17 protein-coding genes and 1 pseudogene are annotated in these 16317 nt (G+C 36.5%); 17 read left to right on the top strand and 1 reads right to left on the bottom strand.

Annotated features, from left to right (window positions below; translation table 11 throughout):
* Positions 1–90 precede the first annotated feature (90 nt).
* From ABE099_RS05120 to cobA, 14 genes and pseudogenes are all read left to right on the top strand, one after another.
* A complete protein-coding gene (locus ABE099_RS05120; protein WP_430027988.1) occupies positions 91–957 on the top strand; it encodes a hypothetical protein in 867 nt (288 codons plus the stop codon).
* A gap of 101 nt (positions 958–1058) precedes the next feature.
* Complete coding sequence (locus tag ABE099_RS05125) at positions 1059–1484, top strand: MarR family winged helix-turn-helix transcriptional regulator (protein WP_430027990.1); 426 nt, start codon at positions 1059–1061, stop codon at positions 1482–1484.
* Between the two features lie 95 nt (positions 1485–1579).
* Positions 1580–2950 carry an MATE family efflux transporter gene (locus tag ABE099_RS05130; RefSeq protein WP_430027992.1) on the top strand — a complete coding sequence of 457 codons (1371 nt, stop codon included), beginning with the start codon at positions 1580–1582 and terminating at the stop codon, positions 2948–2950.
* A pseudogene (locus tag ABE099_RS05135) lies at positions 2950–3163 on the top strand (IS5/IS1182 family transposase); the annotation flags it as partial. The gene ABE099_RS05130 and the pseudogene ABE099_RS05135, both read left to right, overlap by 1 nt.
* A 206-nt stretch (positions 3164–3369) precedes the next feature.
* Entirely contained in the window at positions 3370–4212 is an 843-nt protein-coding gene (locus ABE099_RS05140; protein ID WP_430027994.1) for a hypothetical protein, read from the top strand.
* 395 nt (positions 4213–4607) lie between these two features.
* Positions 4608–5042, top strand: coding sequence for a hypothetical protein (locus ABE099_RS05145; RefSeq protein WP_430027996.1), 435 nt, complete (start codon positions 4608–4610; stop codon positions 5040–5042).
* 241 nt (positions 5043–5283) lie between these two features.
* Positions 5284–5742, top strand: coding sequence for a GAF domain-containing protein (locus tag ABE099_RS05150; protein WP_430027998.1), 459 nt, complete (start codon positions 5284–5286; stop codon positions 5740–5742).
* A gap of 35 nt (positions 5743–5777) precedes the next feature.
* The gene (locus ABE099_RS05155) at positions 5778–6839 is read left to right on the top strand and encodes an ATP-binding protein (RefSeq protein ID WP_430030482.1); all 1062 of its coding nucleotides are present in this window, start codon (positions 5778–5780) and stop codon (positions 6837–6839) included.
* On the top strand, positions 6817–7464 hold the full coding sequence (locus ABE099_RS05160) for a response regulator transcription factor (protein WP_210089417.1): 648 nt from the start codon (positions 6817–6819) through the stop codon (positions 7462–7464). Before ABE099_RS05155 ends, ABE099_RS05160 begins: the two co-directional genes overlap by 23 nt.
* Positions 7465–7525: 61 nt before the next feature.
* Positions 7526–8338, top strand: a complete 813-nt coding sequence (locus ABE099_RS05165; RefSeq protein WP_430028000.1) for a sirohydrochlorin chelatase — start codon at positions 7526–7528, stop codon at positions 8336–8338.
* 14 nt (positions 8339–8352) lie between these two features.
* A complete protein-coding gene (locus ABE099_RS05170) occupies positions 8353–8826 on the top strand; it encodes a precorrin-2 dehydrogenase/sirohydrochlorin ferrochelatase family protein (protein ID WP_430028002.1) in 474 nt (157 codons plus the stop codon).
* Positions 8827–8975: 149 nt separating this feature from the next.
* Positions 8976–11378 (top strand): nitrite reductase large subunit NirB, encoded by a 2403-nt coding sequence (gene nirB, locus ABE099_RS05175; protein WP_430028004.1) that lies wholly within the window; start codon positions 8976–8978, stop codon positions 11376–11378.
* Positions 11379–11381: 3 nt separating this feature from the next.
* Positions 11382–11693 carry a nitrite reductase small subunit NirD gene (gene nirD, locus ABE099_RS05180; RefSeq protein ID WP_430028006.1) on the top strand — a complete coding sequence of 104 codons (312 nt, stop codon included), beginning with the start codon at positions 11382–11384 and terminating at the stop codon, positions 11691–11693.
* Positions 11694–11695: 2 nt separating this feature from the next.
* Positions 11696–12814: a uroporphyrinogen-III C-methyltransferase gene (cobA, locus tag ABE099_RS05185; protein ID WP_430028008.1), complete on the top strand. Its 1119-nt coding sequence runs from the start codon at positions 11696–11698 to the stop codon at positions 12812–12814.
* A gap of 74 nt (positions 12815–12888) precedes the next feature.
* On the opposite strand, the gene ABE099_RS05190 is transcribed toward cobA, so the two are convergent.
* Positions 12889–13266 (bottom strand): glyoxalase, encoded by a 378-nt coding sequence (locus tag ABE099_RS05190; protein WP_430028010.1) that lies wholly within the window; start codon positions 13264–13266, stop codon positions 12889–12891.
* Between the two features lie 229 nt (positions 13267–13495).
* Between ABE099_RS05190 and ABE099_RS05195 the strand changes: the two genes are divergently transcribed.
* From ABE099_RS05195 to ABE099_RS05205, 3 genes are all read left to right on the top strand, one after another.
* On the top strand, positions 13496–13957 hold the full coding sequence (locus ABE099_RS05195) for a hypothetical protein (RefSeq protein ID WP_430028012.1): 462 nt from the start codon (positions 13496–13498) through the stop codon (positions 13955–13957).
* 116 nt (positions 13958–14073) lie between these two features.
* The gene (locus ABE099_RS05200; protein ID WP_430028014.1) at positions 14074–14661 is read left to right on the top strand and encodes a polymer-forming cytoskeletal protein; all 588 of its coding nucleotides are present in this window, start codon (positions 14074–14076) and stop codon (positions 14659–14661) included.
* A gap of 173 nt (positions 14662–14834) precedes the next feature.
* On the top strand, positions 14835–15728 hold the full coding sequence (locus tag ABE099_RS05205; protein ID WP_430028016.1) for a hypothetical protein: 894 nt from the start codon (positions 14835–14837) through the stop codon (positions 15726–15728).
* Positions 15729–16317: the final 589 nt, after the last annotated feature.

A 16317-nucleotide genomic window follows, 5' to 3' on the forward strand; every position in this document is an offset into this window, starting at 1 on the left:
TACTCTTTCGATTAAAAGGACAAATATAGGATATTGTCGAATACAATTAAAAAAAACCAAATTAGAGCTAATTTAAAAAAGAGGGCTATTATGGAATTTAATTACTGCGAACAATGTAAGGCAAGGGGTAGAGATATAGAATGTAGATATATCTATGTTTTAAAGGATGTTTTTGGCAGGAAATACTTGCATCAATCGTGCCCTGACCAAGAGTTTTGGGGTAAGGGAAATAATGTTGATATGACTTTTGTTAATTGTGATAATAAAGACGATATTCTTGAAATAGAATTAAAATCTATACATATAGAGTTAGAAGAAACCAATAACGTTGCCCACGACAAATATGAGAAAATATTACAAGAGGATTTAATAAAGGTTATAGATAGTTGTATTGCATTAGAAATTGATATTTCATTAAAAAAAAGCTTGAATTCTTATATATATAAAACAAAAATAAAAAATCAATTAGTTTTTGAAATCGAAAATACTAATTTTAATAGTGAGGAGCTGGAGCTTCCTAAAATATATGAAAATGATGTTTGTAAGATTATTTTGAAAGATATTCCAGACAAATTCAAAGATGAACATTTGCTGTTTGCAATCTCTCCCCCGCCTAACAAGGAAGGCGATTTAAAGAGCTTATCATTATGGGAAATTGACACACTGATTAATGATGTGAGCAGGATTGGTGATAAGATAGCTGGTTATCTCACTGATGAAAGTGTTAAGAAGAAATACAAGATAGAATATAGTAAAAAAATAATTTTATTTACAATAGAATACACAAAAATATTAGGTTATTTCGCCAATATTTATAATGAAATTTATGATAATAAACTTTATGAAAAAATATTGCAGGATATATGTGGTAATATCCCTTTGTATGATTTCTTTGATAACATTATCGTGGCAATAGAACCAATTGAAAGTGATAATACTGTATATATCATTATGTAAATAATTATTTAGATGATTGACATTTCACTAATTTAAACATATAGTTAAACCACGAACAATTAGAAATCTAACTATTTGATTTGCTGTAAGGAGGAACATCAATGCTTCGTAAAAACACACCTTATTCAAGTTTATTTCAATCGATTGCGATCAAGGTCAAGCGTAAAGCGGATGAGCAGACCTCACATTTAGGATTAAACGCACAGCAGGCTAAAATGATTGGTTATATTCATGAGCATCAGGAGAAGGGTTTGATCCAAAAGGAGCTAGCTGAACACTTTGATCGTCGGGGTGCAACGATTACAAGTATGCTGCAGGGGCTTGAGAAAAACGGCTATATTGAACGGAAAATTCAATCGGATAATGAACGACAAAAGAAACTTTACGTCTTACCTAAAGGCGAGGAATTGATTGAGCAATTTTATACCAGCTTTGGTCAGGTAGAAGAAGAGCTTACACAGGCACTTACACCACAGGAACGTGAAACGCTGCTAAGCTTGCTTATCAAGGTGAATCAAAACCTGTAATCATGTAAAAGCAATAGCATATAGCTATTGTTACCCATTTACTTAGAATTCTAATTGTTATAAATCTAACTATTAAGGCGAAATGAGGAGTTAATATGGAAAAAATAGAAGTTTCTAATTTATCTTATTTAAAGGATGTGCCGATTCGTAAAGCCATTGCCCATTTATCCATACCGATGATTATCGGGATGTCAGTAGGTACTTTTTATAACATTATGAATGCCTTTTTCATTGGACTTGTTAATGATACTGCAATGTTTAGTGCGATTACATTAGGCTTACCTATTTTCACCGTACTAATGGCGATTGGAAACATGTTAGGTGTAGGGGGCGGGACTTTTATTACCCGATTGCTTGCTAAAGGAGATATGAAAGGATCGGCACGAATTGCAGGATATACCTTTTATAGTTGCATAGGAATTTCCGCCATCATTGCCATCTTAGCACTTTCATTCACAACGCCATTAGTTGAACTTTTGGGAGCAGATGCGCTAACCTTTGACTATACAAAAACCTATATGTTGATGCTTCTTGTTGGTGGAATTACGGTAATATGGAATTTTGCTCTAGAACAATTAGTACGAGCAGAAGGGGCATCCAAGGAATCAATATATGGCATGTTTATCAGTATTGTTGTTAGTTTAATTTTGGATGTGCTTTTTATTCTTGTTCTTAATTGGCATGTATTTGGTGCGGCATTGGCGATGATCCTGGCTAACTTAGCATCAACCTTATATTACGTTTATTTTTTACATTTTAAAAGTGAATCGATGCGAGGTTTTCTTGTACCTCACATGATTTCCATTAAGGATCAACTTGAAATTTATAAAATTGGTGTATCTGAATTATTGCAAGCTTCATTTCTTATCGTTACAGCGCTGTTACTGAACAATTTTTCTATGGGGTATGGCGAACATGTAGTTGCCTCCTTTGGCATTGCATTACGTCTCTCACAAATTCCTGAATTCGTGACGATGGGCATCTATTTAGGGTTGATTCCGCTAATTGCATATAATGTGTCTAGTGTTAATCTAATTCGTCTTAAAGAGGTGTATCGTTACTCAGCATGGCTAATTGGCAGTATTGCAGGTGGATTTACATTGCTAGTCTACTTGTTCAAGGATACAGTGATTGGATGGTTTTCTAATGATCCTAATGTACAGCAGGTTGGGACATCCATTTTGATAGCAATGCTTGTCTCTGCTATATTTAATGGCTTTGCAGGATGGTTTGGTGGCATTTTCAAAGCTGCAGGAGAGGCGATACCTGCTAATATTATGGCGATCTGCCAAGGCGGATTATTTATTCCGGTCATTATTATAATGCACAAATGGTGGGGATTAAGTGGGTTTATCTGGTCTACAACCATCACTGAAGTGATTGCATGTGGAGTTGGAGTTGTTTTATTTGCTATTCATTACTATAAGCTTATGACTAGAGCGAAAATACAGCCCTCGGCGATATGAAGGTATACAAGATAAAAATTGCAACCGATTTAAGAAAATATAAAGCGCCTACTCGAGGCTCCAAACGATGGAAGAGCTTGCCAAAATACTTTCAGTTGTCGAAAGTGTGAATGCCTATCTTAAGAAATTTTTTTCAATTAAATAACATAAGGCACCGAACAGGTCTAAAAAGCTAATGCACATTTTTATTTTGTAAGGTTGGTTTACAACTGAACAAAGTTAGCGCGTGACCGTCTGAGTTTTAAACAACAAGAGAAACAGTAAACATTTCAAAAATCTACTCGTCAGATTAGGTTAGTGTGCGATTCTAAAACTAATGCATTATGAAATTAATTCATTTAATAATTTAATTAATTTAAGGTATAAATTTATTTATTTTGGTAAATATAACTTTAAAATAATTGAGGGATGTGTGGTTCGTGCTTTTAACAAGGATACAAAAGATTATTGACGAAACAGTGGAAAAAATAAATAATTCTTCTGACATTACGAGTGATAATTCTAAAGATATTCAATCGATAATTTTAGATGCAAAAAGTCGAATTAGCCAGATCAAGCTCGAGGATAGTACTGAACTCCATTCAATGTCTCATCGGAGTATCTCAACTCGGGTGCTACGGGTACCACCTATTCATGTACCCCCGGTTGATTTACCTGTTCATATTCCTACACCAGAAGAAATCCGGGAAGCATTAGAAAAAGCAGCCAGGGACAAATTAACTAAAGAAATAAATAATGCATTTGACGAAGTGAGAAATAGTGTTCCAAATCCGAGTGATGAAGCAAAAAAAATGTTAAATCAGCTTGAAGAATTAAAAAAACAAATCAAAGATTTTTTTGATGTTAAAGGACTGTTAGAAAAAGCAATTAAGGAAGCAGAGGGGTTATGTGAAGAATATTTAAAAAGTAAATTAATTCCTATTGAGCAGGCGATTCCTGTTAAATCAATCCCTGAAGTTAAATTAACCTTAAATGAAAATTCTATAAAATGTGATGTAGTCGTTTACTTTGTTGAGACAAATTATACTGGAAATAAACCACAAGAGGATTTTCTTACAAAGATTTCTGCTTTTATAGAACAAATCATAACTAATTTATCTGTACCGACAGTACTGGTTAATACTACTTTAGGAAATATTGAGGATAGAATTAAAAACGAAATTGAATCACAGAAACAAGCATTAATAGAGGGAATGTTGGCAGCACTATTCGGTGATTACTTAATGGTATTTAATAAATTTAGAGAAATTGCAGGAATATAAAAAGAATATAGAAAAGGAACCACGCCCAATATGTTCTAGGGCATTCCTAGACTGGTTGAGATAGTGATTCACCCAACGTGGTTTTTTCACAGCATTACAACCTCAGATTGATATCGTGTAAGGTATTCCTGAAAGGAAGGCGTAGTGTAGCAAAATCGTGGTTAAAGCCCTACATGCGGGACATATTATGTTGAGTATCAAAATTTTTGAAAAAGATAATAGGTTTATCTACTGACGTGTAAGTTGCACGTCTTTTTTTAATAGATAAGACACAGGTGTGTATAGTGTATATAAATATATTATTGCAATATGCAAAATACAAATTTACAAAAGAAACAAAACTAATATATAGTATAATTAGAAATAAATAGTTTTTATAAAAGAGGAGGAATATGATGAAACGGAAGAACTTGTTTACAATGGTTGTTGCAATTGTTTTGATGCTCACTAGCATGCCTACTATTTTTGCAGCCTCATCTACCGTAACCATTCCCCAGCTTAACTATTTTGTTCAACATGCTTTAAGTAATAATGACACAGTAGACTTTAAGTATACCAATTCAAGTACAACAACTCAGACTGCTGTTTTTCGAATTACGAACGCTAATTATAACGATAATAGTACATCCCAAGTCGCAGGAAAGTTACAAGGAGAATATTATCTCGTTTATGCCAATGGCTCAAGCATCAAATTAGGAAATATTAGTGGTACTAGTTTATCGGGTGGTATTTTTAATTATTTGGCGCCAAACGCCTCACTCGTAGTTAAATTAAAAAATGCGCCAACTAGCACGCTTACTGCATTCAAAATAAAATTTGACAAGCAATAGTAATAAATGTGTGTTTTTTAAAGCTCAAAGATGACCTTCATCTCTGGGCTTTTTTTATTTTCTAGGCTATTGTATATATAAGTTATGTTCTAATATGAAGTAAGTCATATTTAAGGATTCAAAAAATGCGTCAAATCACAATGACGTCATGTCATAATCTGTATAATAGATAAATTGAACAAGAAAAGACGATGAAAGATCTTTAGACAGTCTTCTTTTCTATGTTTTAGGAGAATAAATGATGCAAAAAAAAGTGGATTTACAAGCTGAGTTGGACCAGATACGCGCTAACTTCCAATATGAGTTTATGGCGATTGCTTTAGTTGAGCCAGCTGAGTTTGATTATTTAATTAAATGGAAATACGTATCTGGCAACTTAAATGATCGGTATAAGCAAGTGGTGTTGAGATCTGGCAAAGGTGTACCTGGTATTGTATTTAAAACGGGAAAACCGATGTTTATTCCTTCTGTGGCGGAATGTATTGAACCAGATAGTATTTTTAATTACCCAATTATTAATTTTGAGAAATTAACAAGCCTTGTTGCTGTCCCGCTATGGAATGATCAACGCGTCGCAGGCGTTTTATTAGGTGGGTTTCGAGGTAAGCAGCAAGCAACCAAACAACATTTACAGGACCTACTTGATTTAGCTCGAAGTGGGATCGGTGAGTTGAATGGAAAGGAGTTAACTACAAGTTGATTTCACACATAGGGAAAGATCAGTTTAATGTCATGATGAGTAAGCTATATGAAAATACGATGGAAGCTATCTTTTTCTTTGATCGTGAGGGAAAAGTGATCGCCATGAATCCTGCTGCTGAGCAAATTGTAGATGAGGATGTATTAGAGCGCGTATCTATGGGGGAAGAAAAGGCGATTTGTGGAACATGCAGAGGATATACAAGTGAACAGGAAATTCGTACCTGCAACGATTGTTATATGAGCCGTCCAGATTTAGCAGACATGAGTTCTTTTCAAGTTTTTTTGCAAACTCAAAATGGTGGGATCGAGCCCTTTACCGCTTCTTTTCACAAGCTGGATGATGAGAGTGGAATACGTGTTCTTATGCTAAAAAATTTAACGGCCCAATACCAAACACAGGAGAGGCTATTTCAAAACAAAATGATGAAGCATGTCATTGAAGCACAAGAAAATGAGCGTAAACGAATATCTAGAGAATTACATGATAGTATTGCACAAGAATTGATGAGTGCTGTCGTTGATATGCGCGTGCTCAAATATATGACTCAGGATGAAAGCTTGCTCACAAAAATGCAACATACCGAAGCAGCCATGACAAGGCTACTAGACGATATTAGACGATTGGCGGTAGAATTACGGCCTGCAACCTTGGATGATTTTGGACTTGTGGCTGCTTTTCGCTCACAGTTTAAACGCATCGAGCAGAGTTATGGCTTGACGATTCATTTTACCTCTGACTTGTTGCACAAGCGGTATGAAAGTGAAATAGAAACGGTTATTTATCGTGTATGTCAAGAGGCGGTATTTAATGCGATTAAATATGCCCAAGTGGATACGGTGCAGGTATCTTTATTTGAGCGTGATCATAAGCTACAGCTCATTGTAAAGGATGAGGGAATCGGATTTGAATTAGGCAATACACCCCGAGGTACAGGGCTTGGCTTGTATGGGATGCAGGAACGTACGGAGTTAGTAGGTGGTGTATTTAAAGTAATTCCTATCCCTGGCAAAGGGACAACCGTGCATTTACAGGTTCCAATTGGAGATGGGAAAGGAAGGAATGATCTTCTTTATGAAAATAGTCATCGCGGATGACCACGCTGTGGTACGAAGTGGTTTTTCAATGATTTTAAATTTTCAAGATGATATGGAAGTCATCGGTACAGCGGCAGATGGCGTCGAAGCCTATGAAGTTGTTGAAAAATATAAACCTGATATTCTTATTATGGACTTAAGCATGCCCCCAGGAGAAAGTGGATTGATTGCGACAGGTAAAATAAAAAGTGATTTTCCTGATACGAAAATTATTATTTTAACGATGCATGATGATGAGGAATACTTATTTCACGTTTTAAAAAGTGGTGCGTCAGGTTATATATTAAAAACAGCGCCAGATGAGGAATTGCTGCGTGCCATTCGAATGATTTATGAAGGAGAAAGATATATCCATCCTAAGCTGGCGAACTCCTTTGCTATGGAGCTGATTAACGATGAAAATCAACCTCACGGTGACGAATTATTCGAGAAATTATCAATGAGAGAGCTGGAAATCTTACCTTTGATAGCGAAGGGGTACGGAAATAAAGATATCGCAGAGATGTTATTCATATCTGTGAAGACAGTAGAAGCCCATAAGGCAAAAATTATGGAGAAGCTAAATTTACGAAGTCGTCCCGAGCTTGTGGAGTATGCACTTAAGAAAAAGCTACTTGATTTTTAATCTAATGATTTGGCAATAAGAGGGTAGTGCAACAAGGGATGTAGATGAGGGAGGCCATGAAATGGAAGGGATTTTGTATATTGCCCATGGTAGCCAAAAAGGTGAAAAAAACGAGGCATTACGAAACTTTGTAGAGGTATTACATGAGCAGGTTGGGAGTCAAATTCCTTATCGAACTGCTTTTTTGGAGCATACAGCTGAAAATATTGAAAATGAAGCAACCGCTTTAATAGCACAAGGTGTCAATCATCTAATTGCAGTGCCATTACTATTGTTTGCAGCTACACATGCACTTAAGGACATTCCAAATGAAATCGAAGCGGTGAGACAAAGTCATCCTGAAGTAGTGTTTTATTTTGCAGATACGTTTGGTCATCGGGCAGGAACTAGTGAGATATTAAAAGAGCGGATTGAGACAGCACTACAAGCGTGGACAAAGAATTCAAACAATGTGGAGGTCGGTCAAGAGTCACAAAAATCAAAAAAACTGCAGACTGAAGAATCTCTTGCTGATGCAAATACTATTTGTATTATTGTTTCTCATGGTACGAAACGTTATCCTACGCCACAGGTGCAATTAGAGCAAATTTGTGCAAGCATAGAGGCACAAGTACAGATCAAAGTTTTACCCGCTAACATACGGGGACACGAGCCTTTTCTGCCTTTAGCTGTAGAAGCTATGAAATCCTATGATCACCTTATTGTTGTACCCTTTTTTATGTTTGAGGGGCATCTGGTGGATGAAATTACACAAAAGCTACAGAAAGCAGCGTTAGAATGTAATTTTAATGGACTTACAATCACAGACACGTTGGATTTTGATCCACGCATGATGAAAGACATCGCTTCAGTCATTGTGGAAAGTAGGAACTAGTCATGTATCCTGTGATGTTAAACTTACAAGAAAAACAAGTAGTCATTATCGGTGGTGGCAATATCGCAGCGCGAAAAATTGAAAAATTAAGGGAGACAGGCTGCTATATCACCGTGGTTGCCCCACACATTGCCCAGGTCATCTCAAATGATCCTGCTGTGGAAATCATTCAGGCATCCTATGATAAAAAATATATTGCTGACGCCCAGCTTATTTTTGCTTGTACAGATAATAAAGTGGTCAATCAGCAGGTTGTTAACGATGCAACTAAATGGCAATGGGTAAATGATTGTAGCCAGCAGCAAAATAGCGACTTTTTTAATGTGGCTACGGTGGCTAAGGACGATATCGTGATTAGTATTTCTACTGTTGGTAAGCAGCCAAGCACTTCAAAGCGCTTAAAGAGTGAACTGCTTGAATTTTTGGATAAGCAACATAATCGTGACAATTTAAGTACAGAAAACAACAATGAAGAACATTTAAAGTAGGCGTAAATAGCTGCTTTAGATGTTTTTTAATTTTTATTGCAAGTGAAAAAAAACACAATATTAGGACTTTCCCTAATAGGATTATAGATTCCGATATGATACCCTTTAATTAACTAAGTGAATAATATCACAATCGGAGGGAAGCACAAATGAAACAAAAATTAGTCCTCATAGGTAACGGGATGGCTGGTGTTAGAACGATAGAAGAAATATTAGACCGAGATGCAAACAAATATGACATTACCATTATTGGTGAAGAAAAATATACAAACTATAACCGAATTATGTTGTCCAATGTGTTACAGAAAAAAATGACTGTAGATGAGATCATTACAAATAGCGAAGCATGGTATCAAGAAAATGATATCGAGTTAATTAACCATGATCCTGCGGTAGAGCTAAATACAGCACAAAAATACGTTGTAACGGCAAGCGGCAAAAAAGTTGCTTATGATAAATGTATTATGGCAACGGGTTCAAGATCGTTTATTTTACCCATCGAAGGGTCACAGCTTGAAGGTGTAATGGGCTTCCGGACAATTGATGATACCGAAGAAATGCTAAAGATTGCCCGAAATTATAAAAAAGCAGCAGTAATTGGTGGAGGATTGCTTGGCCTAGAGGCAGCAAAAGGGCTTGTTGATCAAGGGATGGATGTTACCGTTATTCATTTGGAAAAATGGTTGATGGAGGTTCAGCTTAATGAGCAAGCAGGAAATCTACTTAAAGCTGATTTAGAAAAGCAAGGCTTGAAATTCCTCATGGAGACGAAGACGGCTCGCATTACAGGAGATACAAGAGTGACAGGACTAGAATTTGCTGACGGTTCAAGCCTTGAAGCTGATATGGTTGTGATGTCTGTAGGGATTCGTCCTGAAACAACAGTAGCTAGAAATGCAGGATTAGAAGTAAATCGTGGTATTGTCGTAGATGATTTCATGCACACTAGCGCACCAGATGTATATGCAGTAGGGGAATGCGCTGAACACCGTAAAACAGTATATGGCTTAGTTGCTCCTTTATTTGAACAAGGTAAAGTTCTTGCTGATGTATTAACGGATAAGGAAACAGCACCGTATGAGGGTAGCACGATGTACACAGCACTTAAAATCTCTGGATGTGATTTATTCTCTGCAGGTGAAATCAAGGAAACAAACGAGATCAAGGGAATTGAAGCTTATGATGGCTTAGCAAATAGCTACAAAAAGGTATTTGTTAAGGACAAGCAAGTGGTAGGTGTCGTGTTATATGGCGATACAGCAGAAGAAAACCGTTATTTAAAAATGCTGAAGCAAAAGCTAGATATTTCTGAATTCACTTCTGTATCGTTATTATCCTCTGGGGATAATTCCGTTAGCGATGATGTAACAGCATGGGCAGACGATGAAACGGTGTGTGGCTGTAATGGGGTTACAAAGGGAACAATCCTTTCTGCTGTACGTGAGAAAAACCTTACTTCTGTGGCTGAAGTGACAAAATGTACGAAAGCTGGAGGCTCTTGTGGTAAATGTAAAGGCTTGATCAATGATCTACTCGTACATGAGTTAGGAGATAAGGTTTCTAGTGGACCAACAGGGATTTGTGGCTGTACAGACCTTTCTAGAGATGAGATTGTATTGCAAATTCATGAAAGAGGCTTAATGACCTCACAGGAAGTATACGAGCAGTTGGCGTTCCGCAATCCAGAGGGTTGTCCTAAATGTCGTCCTGCTATTAACTTCTATTTGAATGTTGCATTTCCAAATGATCATATTGACGAGCCCGCTTCTCGTTTTGTCAACGAACGGATGCATGCGAATATTAACCACGATGGTACGTTCTCTGTTATTCCAAGAATGCGTGGCGGTCAAACGAATGCACAGCAGTTGAAGCAAATCGCTGAGGTTGCAGAGAAATTTAATGTTCCACTCTTGAAGGTAACGGGTAGTCAACGTATTGGATTATATGGTGTGTCAAAAGAAGACTTGCCTAAAATTTGGGAAGAGCTAAATATGACATCCGCTTCCGCATATGCCAAAGCAGTACGTTCCGTTAAAACGTGTGTAGGTGCAAGCTTCTGTCGTTTTGGTACACAAGATACGATGGGACTTGGCATTAAGCTAGAGGAACGCTTTGAGTTTATTGATACACCACATAAATTTAAAATGGGGGTATCTGGTTGCCCACGTTCTTGTGTTGAAAGTGGTGTGAAGGATTTTGGAATTATTGGAGTAGAAAATGGTTTCCAAATCTTCATTGGTGGTAACGGCGGTACAGAAGTAAAAGAAGGCACGTTGTTAACGACAGCAACAACAGAAGATGAAGTTATCGATATTTGTGGAGCATTCCTTCAATATTATCGTGAAACAGGGATTTATGCAGAACGTACAGCACCTTGGTTAGAAAGACTAGGCTTTGAAAATGTTCAAAAGATTTTACTAGACCCTACAGAGCGTAAAAAGCTTAACGAAAGATTAGATGAAGCTACGGCTGGCAAACGTCAAGATCCTTGGAAAAAAGTTGTGGAAAATAAAAAAGCACAGCAAGAACTTTATACAGTGGGGAGAGTGTAAAGAATGGTCAAAGAAAAAGTGTTTGTTGCGAAGCTAGAAGATCTCTTGCCTCGAATCGGTCGTGAAATTATTATTGAAGGCAAAAATATTGCGTTATTTCGTCTAAGTGATGATCGAGTGAAGGCAATTGAAAATCTTTGTCCATACACACAAGCTCCACTTGCTGAAGGAACCGTTTCAGGGGAATATGTGTATTGTCCATTACGTGATTATAAAATTTCGTTAATCGATGGTCAGATTCAAGAGCCTGATGAGGGCAAAGTGGCTACGTATGAAACGTTTGTTGAAAATGGCAGTGTCTACGTAGTGGTGTAATTATGAAAACTACAGGGAAAGTTTATTTAGTTGGTGCAGGGTCTGGTGATCCAGAGCTATTAACGCTAAAAGGAAAACGTCTGTTAGAGCAAGCGGATGTCATCATCTACGATCGACTAGTGAATCCAATTTTGCTTCATTTAGCTAACCCTCATGCTGAATTTTTATATTGTGGAAAAGTACCTTATGCTCATGCGATGAAGCAAGCGGATATTAACCGCAAAATTATTCAACATGCAAAAGAAAATAAAATTGTAGTTCGTTTGAAAGGTGGCGACCCCTCTATTTTTGGTAGAGTAGGGGAAGAAATCGAACAGCTAGAACGCAACCAGTTAAGCTATGAGCTTGTTCCTGGTATTACAGCCGCTTCAGCTGCGAGCAGCTATGCTGGATTTTCGCTCACACACCGTGATTTTAGTGGACGTGTAACTCTAGCAACCGCACATAAGCAACTAAATGAGATGGATGGGAGTCATTTTGCTCCACTCGTTCAGGGTGGTACCTTATGCTTTTATATGGGAGTCGAAAATTTAGCATTAATTTGTGATAAGCTACAAGGTTATGGTGTTTCCTCAGAGATGCCGATTGCGCTAATTGAATGGGGAACGATGGGAAGACAAAAGGTGCTTACAGGTAGCTTAGGAACGATTGTAGATCAGACCAAGCTAACAACAATTCAAAATCCTGCTATGATCGTGGTCGGGAAAGTCGTGCAACAACGAAAGAAGAGTAGCTGGTTTGAAGAATTACCGTTGTTTGGCGAACGCATATTGCTAGTTTCTTCTACTAAATTAGAGTGGGATGAGCTAATTGATTATACTTCTCAAGGTGCAGATGTCTGGAATTTACAGGTTGGAGGTAATCGGGACTTGCGTTTTGATGAAGTAGCACACCGTTATTTAAGTGAGCAAAGCTTCACAAGTGTTATTTATAAGGATGCTACGAATTCGAGTGGTACGAAAATGAACGGTACGAGTATTAAAGATAAGAAATCTAATGATACGTTAAAGGAAGCTTATCAATCATGGGTACAAGAGCATCCGCTTCCGATTGAATATCAATGCTTGACTCCATTTAGAAATAAACAACATGTTGAATTATGTCATGTGGTGACAGGGTAATTGAAGAATTAAAGAAGCTTCTTGGAGTGGGTACTCCAGGAAGCTTTTTTGTATGCTTTTATAGCTGTTGTTTATTAATGAGAACGTTCCAAAAATTCAAGACGATTACCAAAGGGATCATGAATATAAAAGCGTGTAATTCCTTCTTCAGCTCTTGCTTCATCATCAATAACGGGGACATCGTTTTTAAGTAAATAGGTTCGTAACTGACTTAAGCCTTGAACGTGAAATGCGGGATGAGCTTTTGTTGCAGCAACAAAATCGCTTTGAACGCCTACGTGGACTTCATGAATCCCGCACTGAAACCAAGCTCCACCACGTGGTTTTAAAGGTTCAGGTTTTTCAAGTTCTGCCCAACCTAATAGCTTATTAAAAAAAAGACGAGCTTTTGCTTCGCAACCTTCAGGTGCTGCTAATTGAACATGATCAAGACCATTAAAAGAATAATTCATATCCTCTCTCCTTTGATTGTTTCACTTGATGAAACTTAGTTTCGTTTTATGAAGTTATTGTATATGAATATGTTGTAAAAATCTAGTACTTATTTTGTCTATACACCTTGTAATGACAATTCGAACTCCATTTATTGAAATAGATTCTTTTAGAGGGAAATAATTCTAAATGACGAATATGTAGTGTTAAATATTAAGAATAAAAAAGACTATGGAGGGGAGAAGTATTGTGCTAGAGGAAATTTTCAAGCAGTTTAATGCGAGTTCTTCATTGATTTTGGTTGTTACAATTTTATTTTATGTAGTTGCTTGGTTGTACAAAGAGTTTAAATCGATGCTGGAAAAGGATCATCAAAGGAAAGTGGCTTTTGTTCAGAGGCAATTAGATTTATATTCATCAACTGAGGCATCAATTGCACAGGTTATACATAGACCCGATGATTCAAATGCAATACATAATTTGTATATCAAATTAGGGGAAGCTAGCTCTTATTTTTCTGATAATTTACGTGCGGTCATTCGTGATTTTTATAAGCAAGGAGATCATAGCATTTTAATGATGATCGGGGCAATATCCGCACCATTACTTATTATATGGGACATAAGATTGTCAATTGTGACAATGGTTGTGCAAATTGTGTTATGCATTATGTTATATAGAACAAAAAGTAAGACATTAATTATTATTTAAAACCTTTTAAAACTGATAATATGAGTAATTTAGGAATAATTAGGGCATAAGTAAGATGCTAAAGGAAATTACGAATACCTTTATTACCAACAAGTGATAACAAGGGGGACAACAAGATGAAGTTTGCTAAAATACTTTTAACGGCAGGGATCGTTGTAGGATTATTGTCTGGCTGTGGTGGTGGGGCTAATAAACCAACTGATAATAAGACAGCAGGTAATAAACCAGCAGAAAACAATCAAACTGCCAACCAGCCTAATAAAGGACAAACAGATGTACAAACCTCTGCTTCTATCGTAAATGAAGCTGCTGCTTTCAAAAAAGCAGTAAGTAAGGATGGAACGTGGATTATTGCGATTTTAAATGATCTAACCATTAACGAGGAAGTCACTGTAGCGGGAGAGTTTCATGACAAAGGTCAAGCTGATCGCGAAGTTTACCGTAAAATTGCATTATACGCCCAAGATGCAGATCACAACATTACAGCAAGCTATATGCTAACTGTACCTAAGCTGACTGTACAAAGTGAAAATTTAAGAATTCAAGGTGGCATGGTAATGGGCGATGTGTATGTGGAAGCGAAAGGTTTTAATTTACACGAAACATCAAGCATCGAAGGAAATCTTTATTTTGCGAATGATGAGGTTAAAAATGCAGCCAAGATTGATGGTAAAGTAACTGGAGCAACAGAGGTTAAAAAATAGAAGGACTTAGAAATTGTGAATATAAATCCTGTAGAGTAGAACTGCTTAGCGGCTACATTACAGGATTTTTTATATGGTAAGGTTTATTTAGAAGCTCGCTATAATTAGAGGCAACTTTTTATCTTCCAAATTCGTTTTAATTAATGAATATATTTATGAATTGGAGGAGAAAAATGAAACAACAACGTCCAATTAAATACATCTCTGTATTCATTGTTGCATTTTTACTGTTAACGACTTTTTTACAAGGAGCTAATGCTGTTGAACCTGTGCAAAACACCCCAACACTTTTTAACAAAGCTATATTTAAGCAAGGAACGTTTGGTTTTGCTAATTTAGATGGGTCGAAACTTTTGGTAGATTATCCCCAGGAGCAGGAATTAAAATGGTCACAATTAAACATCGCTGTTGGGCACAAGGGGCAACGACTTAAAATAAAATTAAAAGGGAAGCAAAAGGAAGTTGAAGGAAGTAATGGAAGACAAACAGCCTATAACTTCGATAACCTTCCTGGGCTAGTTTATGAGGTAGTTGAAGGAAAGGCTGAACCTAATGAAACTTATTTTATCGTGAAGGGTTCTGCCCTTACAGAACGTATGTTGGTGGAATTAAAGTCAATCAACAAAGAAAAAGTTACTACAAACATGAAGTCTGAGATTGGAAAGCTGAAAAAGCGAGCAGTAAAAAATGTTTGGCCTTTAGAGAATGTAAGAGGGTTTGGGAAATTGTATTTAGTTGAATTTAAACCTAAAGGTAACAACATGCTTGCAAGCATTGCGTTAAAAACGACAAATGGATGGGTATTTAAAGATTACCCTGCTAAGTTTAAGGATAATTCTGCTTGGCGGATTGATGATGGTGGAGAGATTACTCCAGATATGTTCACTTTTACGTTTGCTGCTCGTACATCGCAGGGGTTTGTTATCGGAGTACAATGGATGGGAGCTGAAGGGGAAAGTACTTCGTTTTTAGAGTTTACAAAGATGATCAAAGGGAAGAAGGGAAAGAAAGCGAAGCTAACCGAACTTAATAATGTTCGTTATGGGCGCTATATGATGCCGAGTTAGTCTAAATAATCCTAAGGTAACCGTATTTATAAATAATTATAAAAATAGAGATGTCTTGGTTATCTTATTAAGATGACTAAAGACATCTTTTTTGATGTCTCACGTTATACTTTTAATAAACTACAAACCATATATTAAAATCCTGTTTCTTTTTAGTGACTAAGATCTAAAATCTCCGGAATTTTTGTTCTATTGAATACAATTGTAAAATAAATGATAAATTTGTAAATTAAATGATGACTTTTTTGTAATTATGTATTAAAATGATAATGAAGTTAAATTATGGATTATGAAACAGAGAGGAGGAAAATGGAAAACGCTTTCTTTTAACATTATACAGCAAACTTAATTTTACAAAAGGATTTATTTTACAGCATTGAGTAGTCATCCTTGTATTCACTTTAGGAGAAGAAAGGTGGTTGGAAAGCATCAACTATGCTGGAAGCCAGCGAGTTACCTTTTAATCCAAGTGATCGTTCCTATGAAAGGATTGCTAAAGTAGGGACAAGCTAGAAAAATACAGTTTTTGAAAGGTGCATCCATACTTCTATGTTGTAAATGCTAACATAGAAAACAGTGTTTAGATCTA

This window comes from Paenibacillus turicensis (assembly GCF_050461185.1).
In the GTDB taxonomy this organism is placed as follows: Bacteria; Bacillota; Bacilli; order Paenibacillales; family Paenibacillaceae; genus Fontibacillus; species Fontibacillus turicensis_A.

Bases quoted from the DNA above. Each gene is read 5' to 3' on its own strand.
- ABE099_RS05120 (WP_430027988.1), top strand. From the start codon at position 91: ATGGAATTTAATTACTGCGAACAATGTAAGGCAAGGGGTAGAGATATA.
- ABE099_RS05125 (WP_430027990.1), top strand. From the start codon at position 1,059: ATGCTTCGTAAAAACACACCTTATTCAAGTTTATTTCAATCGATTGCG.
- ABE099_RS05130 (WP_430027992.1), top strand. From the start codon at position 1,580: ATGGAAAAAATAGAAGTTTCTAATTTATCTTATTTAAAGGATGTGCCG.
- ABE099_RS05145 (WP_430027996.1), top strand. From the start codon at position 4,608: ATGAAACGGAAGAACTTGTTTACAATGGTTGTTGCAATTGTTTTGATG.
- ABE099_RS05150 (WP_430027998.1), top strand. From the start codon at position 5,284: ATGCAAAAAAAAGTGGATTTACAAGCTGAGTTGGACCAGATACGCGCT.
- ABE099_RS05155 (WP_430030482.1), top strand. From the start codon at position 5,778: ATGAGTAAGCTATATGAAAATACGATGGAAGCTATCTTTTTCTTTGAT.
- ABE099_RS05160 (WP_210089417.1), top strand. From the start codon at position 6,817: ATGAAAATAGTCATCGCGGATGACCACGCTGTGGTACGAAGTGGTTTT.
- ABE099_RS05165 (WP_430028000.1), top strand. From the start codon at position 7,526: ATGGAAGGGATTTTGTATATTGCCCATGGTAGCCAAAAAGGTGAAAAA.
- ABE099_RS05170 (WP_430028002.1), top strand. From the start codon at position 8,353: ATGTTAAACTTACAAGAAAAACAAGTAGTCATTATCGGTGGTGGCAAT.
- nirB (WP_430028004.1), top strand. From the start codon at position 8,976: ATGAAACAAAAATTAGTCCTCATAGGTAACGGGATGGCTGGTGTTAGA.
- nirD (WP_430028006.1), top strand. From the start codon at position 11,382: ATGGTCAAAGAAAAAGTGTTTGTTGCGAAGCTAGAAGATCTCTTGCCT.
- cobA (WP_430028008.1), top strand. From the start codon at position 11,696: ATGAAAACTACAGGGAAAGTTTATTTAGTTGGTGCAGGGTCTGGTGAT.
- ABE099_RS05190 (WP_430028010.1), bottom strand. From the start codon at position 13,266: ATGAATTATTCTTTTAATGGTCTTGATCATGTTCAATTAGCAGCACCT.
- ABE099_RS05200 (WP_430028014.1), top strand. From the start codon at position 14,074: ATGAAGTTTGCTAAAATACTTTTAACGGCAGGGATCGTTGTAGGATTA.
- ABE099_RS05205 (WP_430028016.1), top strand. From the start codon at position 14,835: ATGAAACAACAACGTCCAATTAAATACATCTCTGTATTCATTGTTGCA.